This is a genomic window from Pseudomonas sp. B21-009 (assembly GCF_024749345.1).
Lineage (GTDB): Bacteria > Pseudomonadota > Gammaproteobacteria > Pseudomonadales > Pseudomonadaceae > Aquipseudomonas.
On sequence record NZ_CP087199.1, the window covers coordinates 2,640,360 to 2,662,015 of the forward strand.

General features: G+C 63.5%; 12 protein-coding genes. 5 read left to right on the top strand and 7 right to left on the bottom strand.

Features of this window, described 5'->3' with window-relative positions:
- Positions 1-75 precede the first annotated feature (75 nt).
- From LOY34_RS12140 to LOY34_RS12150, 3 genes are all read left to right on the top strand, one after another.
- Positions 76-1,554 carry a HAMP domain-containing sensor histidine kinase gene (locus tag LOY34_RS12140; protein ID WP_195883910.1) on the top strand — a complete coding sequence of 493 codons (1,479 nt, stop codon included), beginning with the start codon at positions 76-78 and terminating at the stop codon, positions 1,552-1,554.
- Between the two features lie 356 nt (positions 1,555-1,910).
- Complete coding sequence (locus LOY34_RS12145) at positions 1,911-3,398, top strand: ATP-binding protein (RefSeq protein ID WP_195883911.1); 1,488 nt, start codon at positions 1,911-1,913, stop codon at positions 3,396-3,398.
- The gene (locus LOY34_RS12150; protein WP_195883912.1) at positions 3,373-4,800 is read left to right on the top strand and encodes a sigma-54 dependent transcriptional regulator; all 1,428 of its coding nucleotides are present in this window, start codon (positions 3,373-3,375) and stop codon (positions 4,798-4,800) included. Before LOY34_RS12145 ends, LOY34_RS12150 begins: the two co-directional genes overlap by 26 nt.
- A 78-nt stretch (positions 4,801-4,878) precedes the next feature.
- On the opposite strand, the gene LOY34_RS12155 is transcribed toward LOY34_RS12150, so the two are convergent.
- From LOY34_RS12155 to LOY34_RS12175, 5 genes are all read right to left on the bottom strand, one after another.
- The gene (locus LOY34_RS12155; RefSeq protein WP_195883913.1) at positions 4,879-5,334 is read right to left on the bottom strand and encodes an REP-associated tyrosine transposase; all 456 of its coding nucleotides are present in this window, start codon (positions 5,332-5,334) and stop codon (positions 4,879-4,881) included.
- A 135-nt stretch (positions 5,335-5,469) separates the two neighbouring features.
- Entirely contained in the window at positions 5,470-5,775 is a 306-nt protein-coding gene (locus LOY34_RS12160; protein WP_195883914.1) for a hypothetical protein, read from the bottom strand.
- Between the two features lie 80 nt (positions 5,776-5,855).
- Complete coding sequence (locus LOY34_RS12165) at positions 5,856-7,049, bottom strand: hypothetical protein (RefSeq protein ID WP_195883915.1); 1,194 nt, start codon at positions 7,047-7,049, stop codon at positions 5,856-5,858.
- Positions 7,050-7,132: 83 nt separating this feature from the next.
- Positions 7,133-7,600: a VOC family protein gene (locus tag LOY34_RS12170; RefSeq protein ID WP_093383327.1), complete on the bottom strand. Its 468-nt coding sequence runs from the start codon at positions 7,598-7,600 to the stop codon at positions 7,133-7,135.
- A gap of 109 nt (positions 7,601-7,709) precedes the next feature.
- A complete protein-coding gene (locus tag LOY34_RS12175; RefSeq protein WP_195883916.1) occupies positions 7,710-9,329 on the bottom strand; it encodes an NADP-dependent glyceraldehyde-3-phosphate dehydrogenase in 1,620 nt (539 codons plus the stop codon).
- A gap of 139 nt (positions 9,330-9,468) precedes the next feature.
- Between LOY34_RS12175 and LOY34_RS12180 the strand changes: the two genes are divergently transcribed.
- Positions 9,469-11,724, top strand: a complete 2,256-nt coding sequence (locus LOY34_RS12180) for a bifunctional diguanylate cyclase/phosphodiesterase (protein ID WP_195883917.1) — start codon at positions 9,469-9,471, stop codon at positions 11,722-11,724.
- On the opposite strand, the gene LOY34_RS12185 is transcribed toward LOY34_RS12180, so the two are convergent.
- Both LOY34_RS12185 and LOY34_RS12190 read right to left on the bottom strand, forming a co-directional pair.
- On the bottom strand, positions 11,700-16,031 hold the full coding sequence (locus LOY34_RS12185; protein WP_195883918.1) for a dermonecrotic toxin domain-containing protein: 4,332 nt from the start codon (positions 16,029-16,031) through the stop codon (positions 11,700-11,702). The two genes, LOY34_RS12180 and LOY34_RS12185, sit on opposite strands and share 25 nt — an antisense overlap.
- A gap of 66 nt (positions 16,032-16,097) precedes the next feature.
- Entirely contained in the window at positions 16,098-20,276 is a 4,179-nt protein-coding gene (locus tag LOY34_RS12190) for a leucine-rich repeat domain-containing protein (protein ID WP_195883919.1), read from the bottom strand.
- Between the two features lie 561 nt (positions 20,277-20,837).
- Between LOY34_RS12190 and LOY34_RS12195 the strand changes: the two genes are divergently transcribed.
- A complete protein-coding gene (locus tag LOY34_RS12195; protein ID WP_258664916.1) occupies positions 20,838-21,524 on the top strand; it encodes a hypothetical protein in 687 nt (228 codons plus the stop codon).
- The last annotated feature ends 132 nt before the right edge of the window (positions 21,525-21,656 follow it).

Below are 21,656 nucleotides of genomic sequence, written 5' to 3' on the forward strand. Positions count from 1 at the left end.
GCAAGTGGGGCAAGCGGGCGGGGGAATTGCGCGGGCTGGGCTATAACCTAAGGAGCGTTCATTCGGGAGTCAGTGATGAGCAGCCAGCCACGCCTCGATTCGTCGTCCCTGCAGCTCGCAAGCCCGGCCCCGGCCGCCGCGCGCAAGCCGTTCAACCTGCTGCGCTGGTACGCCTTCGTCAGCCTGGCGATCATCTTTTCAGTGGCCGTGGGCCTGGGCTTGATCTCCAGCCGCTTCGTGATCAACGAAAGCGTCGAGCGCGACGCCTTGCTCACCGCCCAGTTCATCCAGGCCATCGCCCTGGCCGAAGTGCGCCACGTGTCGATCCCCAACGTGCGGACCATGGGCGAATTGCTCGACCCGCGCCTGGACCAGGCCTTCCCGGATGTCGACCCCGAGGCCCGGCGCAGTGCCCGGGGCGAGTTCCTCGACCATATCGCCCACCTGCCCGACGTGTTGCTGGCCAATATCTACGCCCCGGACCGCATGGTCATCTGGTCGAGCAACCCGGCGCTGGTGGGCAAGATGATCGACGCCGATGACGACCTTGACCATGCCTTCGACCAGAAGATGCGCGTCTCGGCCAGCTACCACGACGTCGACCAGGGGCGCAGCGAGCAGAAGTTCATTACCCCGCCCGAGCAGTTGTTCATCGAGAACTACATCCCGCTGTTCGATGCCGAGGGCGGCAACGTCACCGCCATGGTCGAGATCTACAAGGAGCCCCGCGACCTGATTTTGCGTATCGAACGCGGCCTGTTGCTGATCTGGCTGGCCACGGCGATCGGCGCGGGGCTTGTGTACATCGGCCTGTACGGCATCATGCGCCGCGCCGCCCGGCAGTTAGCGGTGCAGCAAAAGCGCCTGATCAACAACGAAACCTATGTGGCCCTGGGCGAGATGTCGTCGGCGGTAGCCCACAGCCTGCGCAACCCCCTGGCGAGCATTCGCTCCAGCGCCGAACTGGCCCAGGAGATCGAAGAGGGGCCGGCGCAGAAGAACATCGGCGACATCATCAGCCAGGTCGACCGCATGTCCCACTGGGTGCGCGAGCTGTTGCAGTCGCTGCGGCCCTTGAACGATACCCCGGAGCCGGTAGACCTGCTGCGGGTGCTGCAGGACAGCCTGCAAGGCTTTGCCCCGCAACTGCTGCGCCAGGGCGTGCGCCTGCAGATGGGCGAGTTGCCCCAGGCCCTGGTGTTGTGCCAGCCGGTACTGCTCGGGCAGATCTTCAACAGCCTGATCGCCAACGCCCTGGAGGCCATGCCCGAAGGCGGTGAACTGCGTGTCGAGCGGCGCCGGCAAACGCGCCAGGGCCTGACCCTGCAGTTGTGCGACAGCGGCAAGGGCATGACCGAGGAGCAGCAACGCATGGCCTTCAAGCCGTTCTTCAGCACCAAGCAAGGCGGACTGGGGGTTGGCCTGGTGCTGGTGCGGCGGATCATGGAGCGCTTTGGCGGAACGGTGAAGCTCAGTAGCGAGGAGGGGCAGGGTACGTGTGTGTTGCTGACGTTCAGGGTGGTGAAGAACTATCGGATAGAGAGCTTTAATTAATCATCATAAGTATCTGAATTTAAACATATTATTATTTTGATTGGATGCTGGTGGAACCGACTTTACCGGCTCACACAGGGAAAATACCCAAGACTGGGATGTTGTTCAAACAATAATCTTCTTAAATTGCATTAGATAAAACTAATAAACTATTGATAAATAACGAAATCTGAGCCTGTGTTGGGCCGAATGCCAAGCCTTGCTGGCCTTTCTCGAGCAGGAGGCCGAACGCCAACAGCCATAAAGGCAAAATACTATCACTGGCGCCGTGGCCATTAGTTTTGATGTGCCACGCCGGTGTGCACGCTGGGCTATAAGTTCTAAGAAAAGAAGCATCCACGGCAGGACCAGACCCGATGCAGATGCTCAACGGAAAACTGGCCGATGAGGGCCTCGACAGCCAGGCAGCCGACCGACCCTTGCGCCAGTTCAACCTGTTGCGCTGGTTCTCGTTGGTCAGCCTGTTGATCATCGCTTCGGTGGCAGGCGGGCTGGGCTATGTCTCGACCCGCTTCGTGGTCACCGACAGCGTCGAGCGCGATGCCATGCTCACCGCCCAGTTCATCCAGGCCATGGCCCAGGCTGAAGTGCGCCATTCGCGCATTCCGCCGGGCACCACCATGGGCGAGCTGCTCGACCCGCGCCTGGACCAGCACCACCCGGGGGTCAGCCCGACCCTGGCCGAGTCCACCCGGGTGGAGTTTCTAGACCATGTCGAACACCTGCCCGACACCTTGCTGGCCAACGTCTATGCCCTGGACCGGACCATCGTCTGGTCGACCAACCCGCAGCTGATCGGGGAGAAAATCGTCGGCGACGACGACCTGGATGAATCGTTCGCCTCGAAAGTGCCGGTCTCGGCCAGCTACCACAAGGCCAATGAAGACCGCGATGAACAAAAGTTCCAGCGCGCGCCGCAGTACCTGTTCATCGAGAACTACATCCCGATGTTCGACAGCGACGGGCAAAAGGTGCTGTCGATGGTCGAGGTGTACAAGGAACCCCAGGACCTGGTGCGGCGCATCCAGCGCGGGTATGTGCTGATCTGGGCCTCGACCCTGGTCGGCGGGGCGCTGATCTACTTCGGCCTGTTCTGGATCGTGCGCCGCGCCGCGAGCATGCTGCAGACCCAGCAAACCCAGCTGGTGGCCAGCGAAACCTTCGTCGCCCTTGGCGAAATGTCCTCGGCGGTGGCCCACAGCCTGCGCAACCCGCTGGCCAATATCCGCTCCAGCGCCGAACTTGCCCAGGACATCGCCAGTGCCCCGGCGCAGAAGAACATTGGCGACATCATCAGCCAGGTCGACCGCATGTCGCGCTGGGTGCGCGACTTGCTGGTGTCGCTGCGCCCGGTCAACGACGATGCCGAAGCGGTCGAGCTGGTGGCGGCGATCGACGACACCCGCCATGCCTTTGCCCAGCAACTGGAGCGGCACAAGGTCCAGGTGCAAATCGACACGCCCGAAACGGCCTGGGTGATCAGCCAGCCGGTGCTGCTGACGCAGATTCTCAACAGTCTGTTCGCCAATGCCCTTGAAGCCATGCCCAGCGGCGGGCGCCTGAGCGTGGTGGTGCAGGCGCTGGAAGACGGCAAACAGCTGCAACTGACCTTGAGCGACACCGGCAAGGGCATGACCCAGCAGCAGGAGCGGATGGTCTTCAAGCCGTTTTTTACGACCAAACAGGGCGGCCTCGGGGTCGGCCTGGTACTGGTCAAGCGGATCATGGAACGTTTTGGTGGCTCGGTGAGCCTGGCCAGCCGCGAAGAGGAAGGAACCCGCGTGTGCCTGATCTTCAATATTGCAGCGGGAGGGGACCATGGAGCAGAGCATCCTGGTGGTTGAGGACGATCAAATCCTCGCCGAGAACATCCAGACCTACCTTGAGCGCAAAGGCTTTGAGGTCACGGTTTGTCACAGCGCCGAAGAGGCCCTGGAGCAGCTGCCGCGCTGTCAGCCCGATGCGGTGCTGACCGACAACTCGCTGCCGGGCATGAACGGCCACGAGCTGCTCAAGGCCCTGGCCCAGCGCGCGCCGGAGCTCAAGGTGATCATGATGACCGGCTACGGCAACGTCGAAGACGCCGTGCTGGCGATGAAGGAGGGCGCCTTCCACTACCTGACCAAACCGGTGGTGCTGGCCGAGCTCAAACTGATGCTGGAGAAGGCCCTGGCTACCGAGCGCATGGAGCGCACCCTGTCGTTCTACCAGGAACGCGAGGCGCAAAAATCAGGTGGCCAGGCGCTGATAGGCGAATCACCGGCCATGCTCGGCCTCAAGCACACCATCCGCCAACTGCTCGATGCCGAGCGGCGCATGGCCAGCGGCGACCTGCCGCCGGTGCTGGTAGAAGGCGAAACCGGTACCGGCAAGGAGCTGGTAGCCCGCGCCCTGCATTTTGACGGAGTGCGCAGCAAGGGGCCGTTTATCGAGTTCAACTGCGCATCGATCCCGGCCAACCTGCTGGAGGCTGAACTGTTCGGCCATGAGAAGGGCGCGTTTACCGATGCCAAGGATCGCCGGGTGGGCCTGGTCGAGGCGGCCGACGGCGGCACCTTGTTCCTCGACGAGATTGGCGAAATGGACCTGCTGCTGCAGGCCAAGTTGCTCAAGCTACTGGAAGACCGCACCATTCGCCGGATTGGCGCGGTGAAGGAGCGCAAGGTCGACTTGCGCATCATCAGCGCCACCAACTGCAACCTGGAGCAGATGGTCCAGCAGGGCAAGTTTCGCCGTGACCTGTTCTTCCGCCTGCGCATTATCTCGATCAAGGTGCCCAGGCTGTATGCCCGGGGTGAAGACATCCTGCTGCTGGCCCGGCATTTTCTTGCCCTGCATGGCAAACGCTATGGCAAGCCCAACCTGCGCTTTTGCGACGAGGCCGAGGAGTTGATGCTCAACTACAGCTGGCCGGGCAACGTGCGCGAGTTGCGCAACATGCTTGAACAGACGGTATTGCTGGCGCCCCAGGACCTGATCGCCCCGCACCAGCTCAACGTGTGCATGAGCCTGGTCGACGAGCCGCTGGAAATGCCGGCGCCTGCCGTGCATGAAGCGTTCGGCAATGCTGAGGCCATGGCCTCGGCGAGCTTGCCGGAAGTGGAGCGCGACATGGTGCGCAAGATGCTCGACCGCACCGACTGGAACGTCACCAAATCGGCGCGGCTGCTGGGCCTGAGCCGGGACATGTTGCGCTACCGGATCGAAAAGCTCGGCCTGACCCGGCCGGACAAGCGCCAGTGGTAGCCTTGGGGCTGCTGCGCAGCCCTTCGCCGGCAACGCCGGCTCCCACAGGGTTGTGCATGCTCCGATTCCCCCAGAGGTCTAGAGCCAGATGGCATCCCAATGCGGGTAGTCACCTATGCGAGACACCAACCCCGCCCTCAGAGGATTGGCAACGATATAGCGCGCCACCGCCTGAATATCTTCTTCCCGGCGCAACGCCCGGTCATGGAAACCTTGTTGCCACAAGCGCCCCGTGCGCCGGCTGGTCTTGTTGATCAGGCAGGTACTGCGAGATTTGACCCGCCGTACCAAGGATGCAAGGGTTCCCTGCTGCAGCTCGATCAACCAGTGCAGATGATCGGGCATGATCACCCAGGCCAAGGATTTCGCCAGGGCTTGATGCTGTGCATATTGCAGCTGTTCAACCATCAGCCGAGCCAGGTGAAAATCAGTGAAAACCGGTTGGCGGTTTTCAGTGATGCTGGTCAGCACGTACAAACCGCCAGGTGTCGATACTCGCCCACGTCTGAGGCGATGGGAGGCTGGACTGTCCATGTGGGGTCTCCTGAAGATGAACTTTCAGGCTAGCCCGATCATTGCTTTCGGATATCAGGACAGTTAAACCTGATGTGTCTGAAGCATGCACAACCCTGTGGGAGCCGGCGTTGCCGGCGATGGCCGCGCAGCGGCCTAATAACCGCCAGCGCCGCCTTCACTTGCACCACCATTCTCCGAGCCGCTGCCGTCTTTCTTCGGCTCGCGCCGGCTGCCATCGGTCTCGCTACCACCCTGGCGCCCGGCGTCATTGCCCTGGGTGCGCGGGTCGGTGCCTTTGTGCAGTGGGGTGCCGATGGGGTCGGTGCCGGTGTTGATGCCTGGCAACGGTGTGGTCGGGGTGGTGTCCGGGTTGGGGTTGGTCGGGCCGGTGCCGGCGGCAACCGCCTGGGTGCCGAGCAATGCGGCAAACAATAAGGCAGCGAGGGCGCTACGGGTCATGGTCAAACTCCTTTTCAGGGCAGGTGCCAGAGGTTAGGCCCAGCCGCGAAGGGAAGGTGCGACGCACGCGACCAACGGCGCTACTCGCGCCCGCGCATGAAAAAACCTGCCACGTACTTGCGAAAGGTGTCCAGGCTCTTGAAGTCGGCATAGCGCTTGAAGGCCTCGCCCTCCGGCTCCGGCCCCAGTGGTTGCTCGGTCAGCGACACCGACAGCACCCGATCCTGGTCGGAGCTGAGCACCAGCGCGTCCATGCCCTGGCCACCGAGCACCGGCCGGCGCATGATCACCTTGACGCCCTTGCTGGCCATCCAGTCGATCAGCGAGATGAGCATTTTCAGCGGCTCGCGCTCTTCATCGCGGTACACCGCAAACAGCTGCCCGCGCGACAGCACCGGCACGCTGGCGACATGGATCAGCTCATAGAAATGACTGCCTGCACTGGCCGGCGAGTAGATCGCCAGGGCCAGCAACGGCCCCGGGGTCTTGCTGCCGCCCCAGAGCAGGTGATGGCCCTGAAAGTCGAAGCCGTCCTCGCTGCGCTCGTTGAACACCTTGCGCGCCTTGATCTGGCTGACGCAGTCGAGCAGCAAGCCATGCCGGCGATGGGTGCCAAAGGCCGTGGACTCGCGCAAGCGCGCCTTGAGCATCATCATGTGCTTCATGTCCAGGCGGGTTTCCAGGTAGTTGCTGGCCGGCACCCGTTCGATCAGCGGATAACGGCTGGCCACCCCGCGCAACTCGGCAAACTGCCCGGTGAGGTCTTTTTTCAGGTGAGTGGCGTAGACGTTCAGGCCACTGGCCTCGATCAGGGTCAGCAGCAACGACAGCAATCGATGCTGTTCGCGTTTGTCGCCAGTACCTGCGGATTCGCTGCTGGCTTCACTGGCGCGCTTGAAGTCGCCAATCAGCCGCAGCGGCGCATCGGGCGCCAGCCACGCGGCCGGTGGTTCATCAGTGTCGCTGTCGCGGCTGGCGCTTTCACGCTCGTCCTTGATGAACGCACAGTCTGGCGCGTGCTCGGCGGTGCCCGGGTTGTTCTTGAGGAACAGGGTGCCGGTGTTGCCGTTGAGGTTGACGTTGAGCACCGGCATCGCCTTGGGCTGGCAATCACAGGCCAGCCAATGGCCGGCAGCGCGCACCTTGATCAGCAACTGGTTGGCCTGCAGCAAGCGCGGGCCTTCGAGGTTGCCCTGGGCAAACCCACGCAACAGCTCGTCTTCAGCAGGGGTAAGGGTGCGCACCAGCGCGGCGTTTTTTTCGATGATTCGCATGGACAATCCTGGCCTGCCTTCCTGTGCCTGCCACCTTAATGCAAAGCCCGGCTGGCGAACATGCCCGCCAGCCGAACCTGGCCCTACTGGCCGCCAAACAGCTTGGCGGCGCGCTCGCGGATCTCTTCCACGCTCAGGTCTTCCTTGTGGGTGGAGACGAACCAGAGGTTGCCGAACGGGTCTTTCAGGGTGCCGCTACGGTCGCCGTAGAACTGGTCTTTGACCTCGGTAACCTGGCTGGCACCGGCGGCGAGGGCCTGGGCATAGGTGGCATCGGCGTCCTCGACATACAGGTGCAGGCCAACGGCCGTGCCATTGAGCGACTGGCTGCTGACCAGCCCGCCGGACTGATCGCACGGGTCGGCAAGCATCAGCGAGGAATCGCCGATTTTCAGCTCGGCATGGCCGACGCGCCCGTCGGGGCCGTCGAGGCGGAACATCTCGAGCGCGCCGAAGGCCTTCTTGTAGAACTCGATGGCCTTGGCGGCATCCTTGATGCCCAGGTAGGGGGTAATGCTGTGCTGTCCTTCGGGGATTGGTTTGACTGCCATTTTATTGATCCTCCTTTAAGGCGCCGCAGGGTGAATGGCGCGAAACTGTATATTTATACAGTTTCGGCGATTGGGCAAATCAAAAGTCGCGGCGCTGGACGAGCGGCAGTCAGAAAATGTAATCGGTGGTCAGGAAGCTCGACTCGCGGTTACGGATGATGTCGCTGATCAACTGCTTGTTGCTGTCCTGGAACTTGGTCGCCACCAGCGTACGGATCGAGAACACCCGCAGGGCGTCGTGTACCGAGAGGGTGCCCTCGGCCGAGTTCTTGCGCCCGTTGAACGGATAGGTGTCGGGGCCGCGCTGGCACTGGGCGTTGAGGTTGATGCGCCCGACCTGGTTGGCGAAGGTATCGACCAGCCTGCCGACCTCGGCCGAGTCAGTACCAAAGATGCTCAGTTGCTGGCCGAAATCGGAATCGAGCACGTAGTCGATCACCGTCTGCAGGTCGCGATAAGGCACCACCGGCACCACCGGGCCGAATTGCTCCTCCTGGTACACGCGCATCTGCGCATTCACCGGGTATAGCAGGGCGGGGTAGAAGAACGAGCCACGGCTGGCGCCACCGCCTTCGTTGATGACACTGGCGCCTTTGTCGATGGCATCGGCCACCAGGCCATTGAGGTAATCGATCTTGCCGGCCTCAGGCAGCGGCGTCAGGGCCACGCCCGGCTCCCAGGGCATGCCTGGCTTGAGCGCGGCCAGCTTGCGCTGGAATTTATCGAGGAATTCATCGACCACGTCTTCATGGACGAAGAGGATTTTCAGCGCCGTGCAGCGCTGGCCGTTGAACGACAGCGCGCCGGTGACCGCCTCGTTCACCGCGTTGTCCAGGTCAACCTCGGGCAGCACGATGCCCGGGTTCTTGGCATCCAGGCCCAGGGCTGCGCGCAGCCGATGCGGGCGCGGGTGGAGTTTTTTCAGGTCGCTGGCGGCCTTGTTGGTGCCGATGAAGGCGAACACGTCGATCTTGCCGCTGGCCATCAGCGCGCTGACGGTCTCGCGGCCACGGCCGTAGATAACGTTGATGACCCCGGCCGGGAAACTGTCGCGGAAGGCCTCAAGCAGCGGACGGATCAACAGCACGCCGAACTTGGCCGGCTTGAACACCACGGTGTTGCCCATGATCAGCGCCGGGATCAGGGTGGTGAAGGTTTCGTTCAGCGGGTAGTTGTAGGGGCCCATGCACAAAGCCACGCCCAGCGGCGCGCGGCGGATCTGGCCGAGGGTGTCCTGCTCCAGTTCGAAGCGGCTGGAGCGGCGGTCCAGCTCTTTGAGGGCGCCGATGGTGTCGACGATGTAGTCGCAGGTGCGGTCGAACTCTTTTTCCGAGTCCTTGAGGTTCTTGCCGATTTCCCACATCAGCAGCTTGACCACCGCCGCGCGCTGTTCGCGCATCTTGGCCAGGAAGGTTTCGACATGCTGGATACGCTCGGCCACGCGCATGTTGGGCCAGGCGCCGCGGCCCTTGTCGTAGGCCTGCACGGCGGCGTCCAGGGCGGTGAGGGCGGTGTCGGCGTCCAGCAGTGGCGTGTTGCCGAGGATCACCTGGCGTTCTTCATTGCCCTCCTTGAGCCACACCGGGCTGCGCACCGTGGCCAGCGGCCCGTCCCATTGCTGCAACTGGCCGTTGACCAGGTACTCGCGTTGCACCAGCGGCTCACCCAGGCGGTACGCCTCAGGGATCTCGTTGGCGGTGGGAAACAGCGAATCGAGCAGACGGTCCATGGGCGCAGCACCTCTTTTTCTGTAATGGGTGAAACGTTTCAGTTTGAGCATAACGCCAGCGCGCTAAAAAAAGCCAGCCTGGCTAAACAATGCGCCGCCGGCGCCGATAAAGCAGTAATGCGATGCGAACTACGGACCTATGAGCACAAGAATCCTCGCCCTTGATGACAATCCGGTCCTGTCGAAGAACCTGCGCACCACCCTCAATCGCCTGCTGCCCGTAGGTTTTGCCCTGATCGGCATCGGCCTGTCGGTGGTGCTCGGGCGCCTGGACGTGCAGCGCCAGGAAGCCGAGGTGATCGCCAATGCCAGCGCGCGCCTGTCGGGCGTGCGCGCCAGCATCGAGGCGCAGTTGCGCTCGGCGTTCGGCGAGACCGAGGGCATTGCCCAACTGCTGAGTGCCGATGGCGAAATCAGCCCCGAGCATTTTCACGACATGGCCCGCCAGGCCATCGCCTCGGTGCCGCACATCCGCCATGTTTCCCTGGCGCCCAACGATGTGATCGCCGACGTCTACCCGCTCAATGGCAATCAGGGCGTGCTGGGCATGGACTACCGCCGGCTGCCCGACCAGTACCCGCTGCTGCAGCGTGCCCGCGACAACTACAGCCCGGTGCTGGCAGGCCCGGTGCAGTTGCTGCAGGGCGGGCGCGGGCTGATCTACCGGCGCCCGGTGTTCCTCAAGGGCCACAAGGGCGTCAACCTGTACTGGGGCAATGTCTCGATTGTTGCCGATATCGACCGCTTGCTCAGCACCGCCGGGCTCGATCTGGACCCGGGCTTCGAGCTGGCCCTGCGCGGCGCCGACGGCCAGGGCCCGGCGGGCGCGGTGATCTGGGGCGACCCGCAGTTGTTCGAACAGCACCCGGTGACGGTCAATGTCGATGTGCCCGGCGGGCTCTGGCAACTGGCGGCCAGCCCCCTGGGCGGCTGGCCGTCGATGAGCCTGTTCGCCTCGCCGCTGTTTTTGTTTGCCCTGACCTGCACCGGGCTGTTCAGCGTGTTCGTCGCCCAGCTCAACCGCAGCAATCACCTGATCAACCTGCGCAACCTGGAACTCAAGCAGTCCCAGGCGCAACTGGAGCGCCTGGCGCATTTCGATGCCATTACCGGGCTGCCCAACCGCCTGCGCTTTCAGCAGCAGTTGCTCGAAGCCATCAGCCAGGGCCAGCGCCTGGCTGTGCTGGTGCTCGACATCGACGGCTTCAAGCAGATCAACGACAGCCTCGGCCACGCCATGGGCGACCTGTTGCTGCAGCAGGCCACGGCGCGCTTCATGCAGATCATCGAGCCTGAGGATTGCCTGTGCCGCCTGGGTGGCGACGAATTTGCCTTTGTTCTCAAAGGGCCGGATGACCGTTGCATCGAGCGTATCCAGGCCCTGCTGCAAACCCTGCAATTGCCGTTTGACCTCAAGGGCAACGCCGCGCTGGTGACCGGCAGCATCGGCCTGGCCTGGTGCCCGGAACATGGGCAGAGCGCCGACCGCCTGCTGCGCCACGCCGACACCGCGATGTACGCGGCCAAGGAGAGCGGGCGTAATGCCTACCGCCTGTACCAGCCGGAAATGACCCAGCGCCTGCAGCAGCGCCTGGACCTGGAGCACAACCTGCGCCGGGCGCTCAAGCACAATGAATTCGAGCTCTGGTACCAGCCCAAGATCGACCTGTTCAGCGGCCGCGTCGAAGGCGCCGAGGCGCTGCTGCGCTGGCGTGACCCCGAGCACGGCCTGGTGTCGCCGGCGCAGTTCATCCCGCTGGCCGAGCGCACCGGGCTGATCATCCCCCTGGGCGAGAAAGTGCTGGATCTTGCCTGCGCGCAGATCGCCGCCTGGCGCGCCGCCGACCGCCTGCCGGGGCCGGTGGCAATCAACGTCGCGGCCCTGCAGATCGAGCGCAGCGACTATGTCGCCAGCCTCAGGCGCAGCCTCAAACGTTATGACCTGGCACCGACCCTGCTGGAAGTCGAGATCACCGAAAGCCTGCTGATGGAAAGCCAGCAGCACGCCTGCGCGGTGCTTGCGCAGTTGCAGGAACTGGGCGTGACCACTGCAGTGGACGACTTCGGCACCGGATATTCGTCGCTGGCGTACCTGAAGATGCTGCCGATCGACCACCTGAAGATCGACCGCGCTTTCATCAAGGAGTTGCCCGAAGACGATGATGGCGCCGCCATTACCCGGGCGATCATCGACCTGGGCCACGCCCTGGGCTTCAAGATCACCGCCGAAGGCATCGAAACCGCCGAGCAGTACGCGTTTTTGCGCAATGCCGGGTGTGATCAGGGCCAGGGCTTCTGGATGGGCCGGCCGATGCCGGTGGCCGAGTTTGATAGCTGGCTGGCCGCGCGTACGGCCAACCAGCATGGCAGTTACTCCACGTTGAGCAATTCGTGATAAACGAGCTGTGTCAATTCCCTGAGCAACTGGTGTTCCTCGGCTTGATGGTTTTGCCGTACCAGTTGTTCGGTCACTGAGCGCTCATCGGGGTTGGCGATTTCTTGCTGGACGGCCTGCAAGCGTTGATTCAATTCGTCGTCCAACTCATCAAAGCGCTCGTCAAAGCGCAATCGCAAGTAGGTAACCCAGTCCCGGTTAAGGTACTGGTGCTGTTCATTACGGCGCAACACCGCCTCGACTCCGGCGTCGCTGTCGGGGGTGAGTGTCAGCAATTGTTGGTGCAACTGCTCGACCCAGTCGGCGGGCAGTTGTTGCAAGGTCAGCTGGATCGAGTCGGTCACCAGTGCCTCCGCCGGCAGTGGCGTTTGCGCAATGATCATCGCCGGGTCTTCGGCCAGTTGCCGCAAGGTCCAGTAATACAGCGCCTCGAGACGCAGGGCACGCGGCGCGAATTGTGCGTCCTCCGGCGGTGTTTGTTGCTCGACATGCGCCTGGATGGCTTGGCGCCAGGTGCGCCGCTGCATGACCTGCAGCAGGTTGCGGCCGAGTTGCCGGGGGTCGTTGCCATTGAGGGCGAGGACGCCATCGACCATGTCTTCCAACAGTAGAATGCGTGCGCCACCGGCATACTGGGCGAGCCACTCATCGACAGGCGGCTGTGTTTCGACCACCTCCAGAATCCGCCACAGGCGCCTGCGCGTGGTGGCCGGCGCCAGCAGGTAGCTGAAGCTGTCATAGAGCTCGCGCAGGCGCCGGACGAAACTCAGGCGTTGCGGTACCTGCAGGCGCTCCCACAGTAGCAGTTGATCGTCCGACGCCTGAAAAAGCAGATCGCTGTAGGCATCTTGAGACACCAGTAGATCGACCCGGTTATCGGCGAAGTAGCGTTGGATCTGCAACGCTGTCTCTTGCGTAAAAGGGTTGCGCTCCAGCTGCAACGCATGGCCGACCGCCCGGGGTGGGTCGAAGTGCTCTGGCAGGTGCGTCAATAGGTTATCCGACAGGTCGATCAGAGTCGGGGCCTGCAAGTTTTCCAGGCCGCGCGGCAGTTGCGTCAGGCCACAGCCGGTCAGCGAGAGGTGACGCAAATAGAGATGACCGCTGAAGTCAGGAGCGGTGGTTATCGGGTTGCCTTCCAGAAACAGGTGCTGCAGGCGCGGATAGGTTGCCAGCCGGGCCTGGTTGCTGGCTGTCCAGGCCAACTGGTTATCACCCAGGTCGAGCGATACCAGCTGTTCACCCAGGCCTTGGGGGATTTCGCTGAGTAGGCTACTGCGCAATGACAGGTTGCGCAGCTGTGGAAAGTGATTGGCGAACCCTGCGGGCAGTTGGCCCAGCGGGTTGAAGTTGAGTGACAGCAGTTGAACGTGAGCGAAGATACCCGGCTCGAGTTGCGCCAGGCCGGCAAGGTCTTCGCCAGCCAGGTCCAGCTCGTCCAGGTACAGGGCAAACAGCGGTTGCCCCTGGGCCGTGGGTGATAAATGCATGCGCTGCCAGGCTTCGATCAGGTTGGGTATCGCCTCCTGGCGCCGCGGGTTGTCGATGGCCCACCTCTGCAGATCGATGCGCAGGCGTTGCAACTGCATTTCAAGCCGTTGCAACGCGGCGATGGGTTCGACGTTGGCGGCGCGCCAGCCATCGATTGCTGCCCGTATCTGCGCTAGGCTGCTTCGCGGATACAGCGCCCGATAGCGTGCCACCAGCGAGGTGCTCGGCGACGTTGGCCCGTAACTCATCGGCGTCCCGCCGCGCAAACCGATGGAGTCCGACCAGCCTGGCTCGTAGGACCACAACCATTGAGAAAGCTGGTCGCGGTTGGCCTGTGTCAGGTCCAGGATACGCCTGCCAAGCTGGTCGCCGTCGCTGGCCTGTAGTGCCAGGGGCTGGCGATCGGCGTCGGGCAGGGCATCGAGGATCGCCTGGTAGCGATTAGTACTTGATTCCGCCAGCGGCAGGCCGGCCCGGTAGGCGCGCCAGTCGTGGCCATCCCAGCGCTCGGCTATGACCAGCACCCGGCGCTCGCTGGCCTGCTTGGGGCCGACCTGTGCAATCAGCGGGCCGTCCGGATTACCCCGACGCAGTTCAAGGCGCAGTGAGTCCGGCCAGCCTGGCAAGCGCTTGAGGCAGGCGAACACCAGGCGCTCGCAGTCGTCGTTGGCCAGGCGGGGCTGGTACAGGCCTTCAAGGGCCCGCGGCAAGGCCAGTTGTAAGGTGCTGACCCCGGCCGGTGGGCCGGCGTAGTGCCCGGCGAAGGTGTCATCGAACCTGATGTCGCCAAGGCGATCGACCTCTGCTTCGCTGGTGTTTGCCGCCTGTAAGCGCTCAAGGCAGTCGAGGAGCAACTCAGGGGGCTGCTCGTGTTGCACATGCACACGGCGCAGGGTGTCTTCGCTGACGCCGCTGATCCACGCCGCCTGGCTCAGTTGCTGGTCGCTGTAGGCCTCGACCGGGTGCCCCAGGCGCCGCAGCAAGGTGGCCCGCGACCATTGCAGTGGCCGTTCGTGCACGTGCCGCCAGGCACCCCGGTTGTTGTGCAGCAGGGGCGGCTGGAATGCTGCGGGGTCGCGGGGGTTGACGATTCGCCATTGCCGGGTGGCCGTGTCCAGGCGTTGTTCGAACATTTCGCCGTCGAGGCGAATATAGTGCCTGCCGTCGAGCACATACTGGCCCAGGGAGTTGGGCTGCAATCCGTCAGGCAATTGCATGGCGCTGCGATAGCTGGCCAATGTCGGCTGCCACAGGCGCTGGCTGCCATCGGCACGTTGCACGCTGATCAACGACTCCATCAACTCGCCATTGACCAGCTTGCCGGCCACACCACCCGCTGCCGCCAGGCCTCCGGCGACTGCCACGTTAAGAGCGATTGACTGCAGGTGTGCCAGGGCGGTGTCGACGTCACCCTCTTGCCAGGCCTCGACACCCTCGAAGGCGCTGTACAGCATCTGCGCGGCGAACACGCCCATCATCACCTGGCCCAGGCCCGGGACAAAGAATGCCGCCAGGTTGAGAAAGTTCAGCCCCAGGTCTTCCAGGCCCTGCAGCAGCGCCTGGCGGGCCTGTTCGTCGACATCGGCGGTAGGCACCGCCAGGGTCCGGGCTTCGTTGCGCAGGCGGCGCAGCTGGGCGCTTTGTAGGTAATTGAACAGTTCGCCTTCGATCAGTTGGCGCTTGAGGTGCAGCTTGGCAAAACCGGGCAGCGGCCAGTCGGCATCGGCCGCCGCCTTGGCAGCCAGGTTCTGCCTGAGCACGCTGGCAAAGTGCGCGCGTTGTTCAAGGGGTACGAAGCGCATGAACAGCGCGCGAAACTGCGCCTGGCACAGCTTGCCCTTGAGATCATGGTGCAGCGCCTGCAACGAGGGATACTGCTGCACGGCGGGCGTGGTGCCCGGCAGGTACAGTAACACCGGGCCGACAGACTTCAGCCGGTTGCGATCGAGCACGCTCTGGCGCGGCGAAAAGATCGACAGCGGGTTGAACAGCGCCAGCGGCGTGGACAGTTGCTCCGACACCTGAGCGATACGTTCAGCCTCGGATTCGGCGGGGGCTAGCATCCAGGCATCGTGCAGATCGATGCCGAACAGGCTCAGCGACCAGCAGCGCACGGGCCGGCTACCGATTTTCACGGCTGTTCGGCCGGCGAGCAGGTCGTTGAGGGCGCTCATGCCGTTATCACCCAGGCGTTTTTGTCCATGGGCAAGGTGCAGGTCCAGGCGCAGTTGGTCCTTGTGTACCTGCTCGAAGGCGTCGCGCACCTGCCTGGCTTGGTCGCCATACACCAGCAGCCCGTCGAGATGATCCTGATAGCGCCGGCCGAGGTCGAGCCTGCGACACTCGGCGGCAAACGCCGTGGCACTGATCGCCAGGGCCTGGCCTTGGGCGTCGCGAATGGCGCTGGGTGGGTCGAAGTAAATACCGCTGAAGTTGTGCAGCGCGTATTGCAGCAGGCTGGCAGTCAATCCGGTAACGTCCCGCCCCGTCAGCAAGCCACCAATGTTCGTGCTGACGGGCGTCAGGGTGCAACGGCTGACATCTACCTCCAGGCCAAAGGCATCTTTCAGGCGTGCGGTGAGCAGGGGCTGAGTGAAGGCCATGACGCCTTGCAAAGGCTTGAGCAAGGCGTGCAGGGCGTTGCGCGAGCGACGTAACTGCAGTTGATACTGCCTTGCCTGGGGACTGAGTAGCGCGTCGGCGCCTGTTGTAAGCAGGCTCTGGCGCAGGTGCTGCCAGTTTTCCTGGCTGGCATGCAAGGCCCAGCCGGGCAATTGCTGGCTGAGGAAGGCGTGGTGCGGGTTGCTGGAAGGCATGCGGAAGGCTCCTGTGGCATGAAGCCGTCAGCAAGCTCCCGAACGCCTGTCAGCGGGTGGTAATTATTACTCTTCGTGGGGTTCGACCTCGATATTGCGGGTCAGGCGCCGCACCAGGGCATCGAGGCGCTGCAAAAACTGCTGCTCGAGGTCTTGGCGATAGACCTGCAGGTGCTGCGGATCTTCAATCATCCCCTCGGCCAGTTCCAGGGTGCGTGCGTACTGGCTTTCCAGCTCGATGAACTGCGCGGCAAAGCGTTGGCGCAGCAGGGCGGCCCAATCGGCATGAACGAAAAGTCGCGTGCCCTGGTAGCGTTGCAAAATCGCGTTCAGGCCCGCCTCGGTGCCCGGGTTGAGCTGTTCAATGTGCTCGCGCAACGGTTCCAGCCAGCCGCCCGGTTGTTGCTGCAGATAGGGTTCGATCAACTCGGTGGACAGCGGCTCGCCAGCCAGGGGCGTAGGCGCCATGACCAGGGTCGGGTCCTCGCCCAGTTGTTGCAAGAACCAAAAGAAAAACGCTTGCTGAATCGGCTCGCGGTTCACCGCTGCTGCGGCATCACCCAGAATCAACGCCGTACTGGTTTGTTCGGCGGCGCTCTGCACCGCCTGCAAACGCACGCGCTCAAGCACCTGGCGCAGCAGCCGTTCGGCCCGTAAGGCCGGGTTCGGCGCCGCCAGGGCGAAGGCGCTTTGCGCCTGGGGCTCGAGAACCAGCAGGTTGCGGGCGATCTCAGGCACCATCAGCGTCTGGTTGGCCGGGGCGTGTTCGAGCCAGCCCATTACCCGCCACCAGCGCCGCAAGGTGGCGTGGGGGGCGGTCTGGTAGTCCAGGCGGCCATACAACCCGCGCAGGTGGCGCACGAACGGGCGCGGGGCGTGCACCTGCAGGCGCTGCCACAGTGCCCGTTGCTCGGGGGTGGCGGTGAACAACAGGCCGTCATAGTTGACGTCGGCGACCATCAGGTCGACCTGGTGGGCCGTAAAGTACTGCTCGATGCGCTCCAGGGTCACCGCGTCGAAGGGGTTGTTCTCCAGGCGCAGGGCCCGCGCGATGGGCTCGGGCAGCACGAAACCGACCGGCAGGCGCTGCAGCAGGTTATCGCTGAGGTCGATCAACTGCGCCTGTTGCAAACCTGGCAGGCCGGGTGGCAGCGCGCTGATTTGCGTGTGCGACAAGTCGAGCATGCGCAGCCGCGTCAGGGCGCTGAGGTCTGGCGGTGTCTCCAGGGGGTTGGCCGACAGTTGCAACTCTTCCAGGTTGCGGTATTGCTGCAGGGCGGCCTGATCGTCGGGGGTCCAGATCAGGGCACTGTCCGACAGGTCCATGACCCGCAGTTGCGCGCCTAGGCTACTGGGCACGCTGCTCAGCTGGGTGCTGCTCAATGACAGGCGCTGCAGGTTGGGGAAGTGCCGGCTGAAGGCCCTTGGCAGCTCGTCCAGCGGGTTGTCGTCCAGCGACAGTTCGCGCACATGGGCGAACGACGCCTGGATGGCCGGGAAACTGCGCAGGTCGTCGGTGTTCAGCCCGGTTTCGTCCATGTTCAGCTGGAACACCCGCGAGCCATCGGGCAATTGCCGATAGCGCTCCTGCTGCCAGACGCTGAGCAGCTCGTCGCGCAGGGTCTGGCGCGCCTCGTTGGCGGCGGACCAGTGCGCCAGGTCGCGCTGCAGGCCGGTGAACTGTTGCTCCAGGCGGCCGAGCTGCTCGGCGGCATTGAGGTTGACCCCGGCCCAGCTGTCCAGCGCCCTTTGCGCCTGGGCGTCGGTCAGTGCCGGATACAGCCTGCGGTAGCGCGCCACCAGCGAGGCGAGGGCATGGCTGCCCTGTGGGTAGCCACGGCCACTGCCGCCGCGCAAGCCGCCGGTTTCAGGCCAGGCAAAGCGCCGGTACGACCACAGCCATTGGCTGAGCTGGTCGCGGTGCTGCAAGGCCAGGCTGCGCACCTTGGTCATTAATGCAGTGCTGTCGGGCACGGCCAGTGCCTCACGGGCGTCGCTGTCCAGGCTGTTGAACGCTGCCTCGAACAGGTCATCGACCGATGGCTCGGGCGGCGCCTGGTAACCGTCCAGGGTCTTTACTACCACCGTGCACCGGGGCGCCGAGCGCAGGCCAATCCGTTCCAGCAGCGGACCATCAACAGCGCCGCCGCGCAGCTCCAGGGACAGGTCTTCAGGCCAACCGGGCAGGCGCTGCACACAGGCCAGCAGCAGGCGATCACTGTCGGCACTGGCCAGCACCGGGCTGTACAAGCCTTGCAGGGCGCGAACCAGTGGCAGTTCGCTGCTCGCCGCTGCAGGCGGCTGCGCCGTGTAGCTCTGCGCGAACCGCGCGCGGCTGCCGGCCCGGCGCGCGGCCTGCAGGCGGGCCAGGGTGTCGGCGAGCAGCGGCGGCGGTGGTGCGTTGCCCACCAGCGCCTGGCGCAGTTGCGCCTCGGACGTGCCGCTGAGCTCCAGCACCGCCAGCAGCTCGGCATCGCCCAAGCCCTCGCTGAGCGGCCCGAGGCGGCGCAGCAGTTGCCCGGCCGACCAGTTCAGCGGCCGTTCGTGAACCGAGCGCCAGGCGCCATGGCCGTTGTGAACCAGCTCCGGCTGATAAGCGCCGGGGTCATCGGGGTGGACCAGGCGCCACTGGCCCTGCGCGGTGTCAAAGCGTTGCTCGTGCAGGTGACCGTCGATCCGCACGTAGGTCTTGTCGCCTTGCAGGTACTGGCCCAGGTCATTGCCACTCAGGTCAGCGGGCAGCTCGACGGCGCTGCGGTAAGGGGCCAAGTCTGGCTGCCACAAACGCACCCGGCCATCGGCCAGGCGCACCTCGGCCAGCTTCGATAACTGCGCCGCCGCCTTGCCGGCCACGGCCAGGCCGCCGATAAAGGCCACGTTCAACGCCACCGATTCCATATGTTCCATGGCCGCATCGATATCGCCGATCTGCCAGGCCTGCACGCCCTCGACCACTTCCTCGACCAGTTGATAGGCGACCACGGCCATCATCACCTCACCCAGGCCGGGGACAAAGAACGCCGCGGCATTGAGAAAATTCAGCGCGCTGCTTTCCCAGAACGCCTTGATTTGCGCATGCCGCGCGGCATCGGCATCGGCGCTCGGCACCGCCAGCAAACGGGCATCGTCCAGGGCCTGTTGCAGGTGCTGCTCGAACAGCGAGCGAAAGTGTGGGTTCGCCAGCGTGCGGGTGGTCAGGTGCAGGTCGGCACCGGTTTGCAGGGGCCAGTCCTCATCCGCCTTGGCGTCGCCGCCATCGAGGTTGCGCTTGAGCACGCTGAAAAAATGCGCCTGTTGCGCGGTGCTGACAAAGCGGGCGAAGAACTGCCGGAAGTCAGCCTTGCACAAGCGCGCTTGCAAGGCCGCCGTGCACTCGGCCAGCGATGCATATTCAACCAGCTCGCCGTCTGGCGCGGCGGGTAGCCACAGCACTACGGGTTGATCATCACCCAGGCCTTGCGGGTGAAACAGCAGCACCTCGCGCAGGGCGACGGCGAACAGGCTGGGTTGCTGCACCGGCATCAGTTGGGCGCTGCCGTCCAGCAGGGCCAGCAAGCGCTCCTGGGTTTCGCCGCGAATATCCAGGCGCAAACGCGCCAACTGCACGGCGGCGCGCAAACGGTCCTGGGTGGCGGTCATCCACAGCTGGGCGACGAAGGGCGCACGGTACTGGCTAAGCAGATGCGCCTGATAGCGCTGGCCCAGGTCCAGGGCCCGGCAGGCGGCGGCGAAGGCAGCCGGGGCAATCGCCAGCCGGGTTTGCGCAGCGTCGCGCAGATGGCTCGGCGACAAAAACGCCTGATTGGCATAAAAGTTATGCAGCGCCGCCTGCACCAGGCAGATCGGTGCCTTGGCCACCGCCTTGGGCGGCTGGCGCGGGGAAAACAGCACCTCTTCGTAGTCCACCCACTGCACCTGGCGCACCTCAAGTCGCAGGCCAAAGTCCGCCTGCAAGCGCTCGGCCAGCAGCGGTTCGGCAAAGCCGGTCAGGCTCTGCAAGCCGCGCAGCTTGCCCGCCAGCGCCGCCGTAGAAGTCCGGCTGCAGGCCTGAGCGACAAGCACCGCCTCGCGCAGGTCGGGCGCGGCGTTGGCGAACCAGTCGGCCTCAAGGCCGGCGTGGCCCTGGGGCGGTTGCTGGGCGTGACGCAGGCGTTGCCAGTGCTCGGCGCTGGTGTGTCGGGTCCAGGTGGGGAGGTTTTGCTCGATGATGCTGTGGTGGGGGATGTGGCGGGTGGGTGGGGTCATGGGGGTGGTCCTGTGGGGGTGAAGGCCGACAGGAGACGATGGCGGGATTGGGGGAGGGTGGTAGTTATTGCTGACCGCGCTGGTCAGTGAAGGGTCGAGACTTCCAGTGCTGGCTGGCGTCGTCGCCAGAGGTGGCCGTCTGTTTTATGGCAGCTGTTCGTGGGAGTGCCTCGGCCCTGCCGGGTTTCCGAGTGTTCCGGTCCCAAATACACTCGGAGTTGACCATGAAAAAGCCTGTTCCCGATCCGCCCGCTGGTGCATGCGTTGCTGTATTTGCCTTGTGCCAGTTCGACCATTGCTGAAGCTGTGCAGTACAGCAGCGAGGCGGGGAAGGGCTTTGTGTGGTCGACGCAACTATAGCCTACTCGGGCGAGCAATCAACGACAGCGTTGACGTAGAAAAGTGCCCTGCTTCGCGCCGTCTGCCGGGCCCTCTTTACATCTGGTTGCATGATAAAACTATCATTTTTGTCAGTAGCGAAGGGGCGAAAGGGGGGGCAATCTATTTTGGCGACATCGATGGAAACTGCTGTATTCCCGAACAGGTTTAGGAGTTAGTAGAATGCCCTTCTTTCAATGGATCGTAATTCCTGACAGCCCCCGCCAACCCGAGCTGCCCAAGCCCACCGACCCGACCGACCCGACCAAACCAACGGACCCAACCAAGCCAACTGAACCGTTGACCCCTGAAGGGTGGTTTAAAGACCCCGCGTCCGGGCACACCTACAACGAATTCTGGTTTGGTAAATGGTTTATCAATTGTGAGAAACCACCTTACAAAGGGGGCTGCACCGCACACAGCGATACAGGGACCGGAACCGATCCCGAAATTGATCCTGATACCGGAGCGCCGATTGATACCGGTCCGCGCAAGGGAACGGGTACAGGTATTAAACTAGCGTCTAGCAGCCTGTTGGCTGGGCATTATCGTGATGATCTTGCTGGCGCAACATTAATCATTCCATCTGAATCAATTGATGACGAAGCCGGTACTTTTTTTGGAACTGTAGAAACGGCCAGCCGCGTATACCAAATAACGGGAAACTTTCATTACAAAGATCCGGCCGGTAGCGAGTGTGCAATTGCATTCATCGGGCTGAATCCTGCCCACGGCTATATTGTCGGTGCGATGGCCGGGCGCGACCGGCAATTCCAGTCGTTATCAGGGATCGTCGCGCTGTCGGATATTGTAGGTGGACTGATTAGTGTTGGCGGTACCACGGAAAGCCCCTGGGTCAAAGTAACCTGAGACGGTTCCAGCGTCTCAAGCTTAAAAACAAAGTTCATTGCTTGTTTAATTGCCGGTAGTCCTGGGTCTGGTTAGCCAGAGCCAGGCGTGTGGCTGCAAACTAGTTCGTAACTATCAATAAAGTTGTGTCGA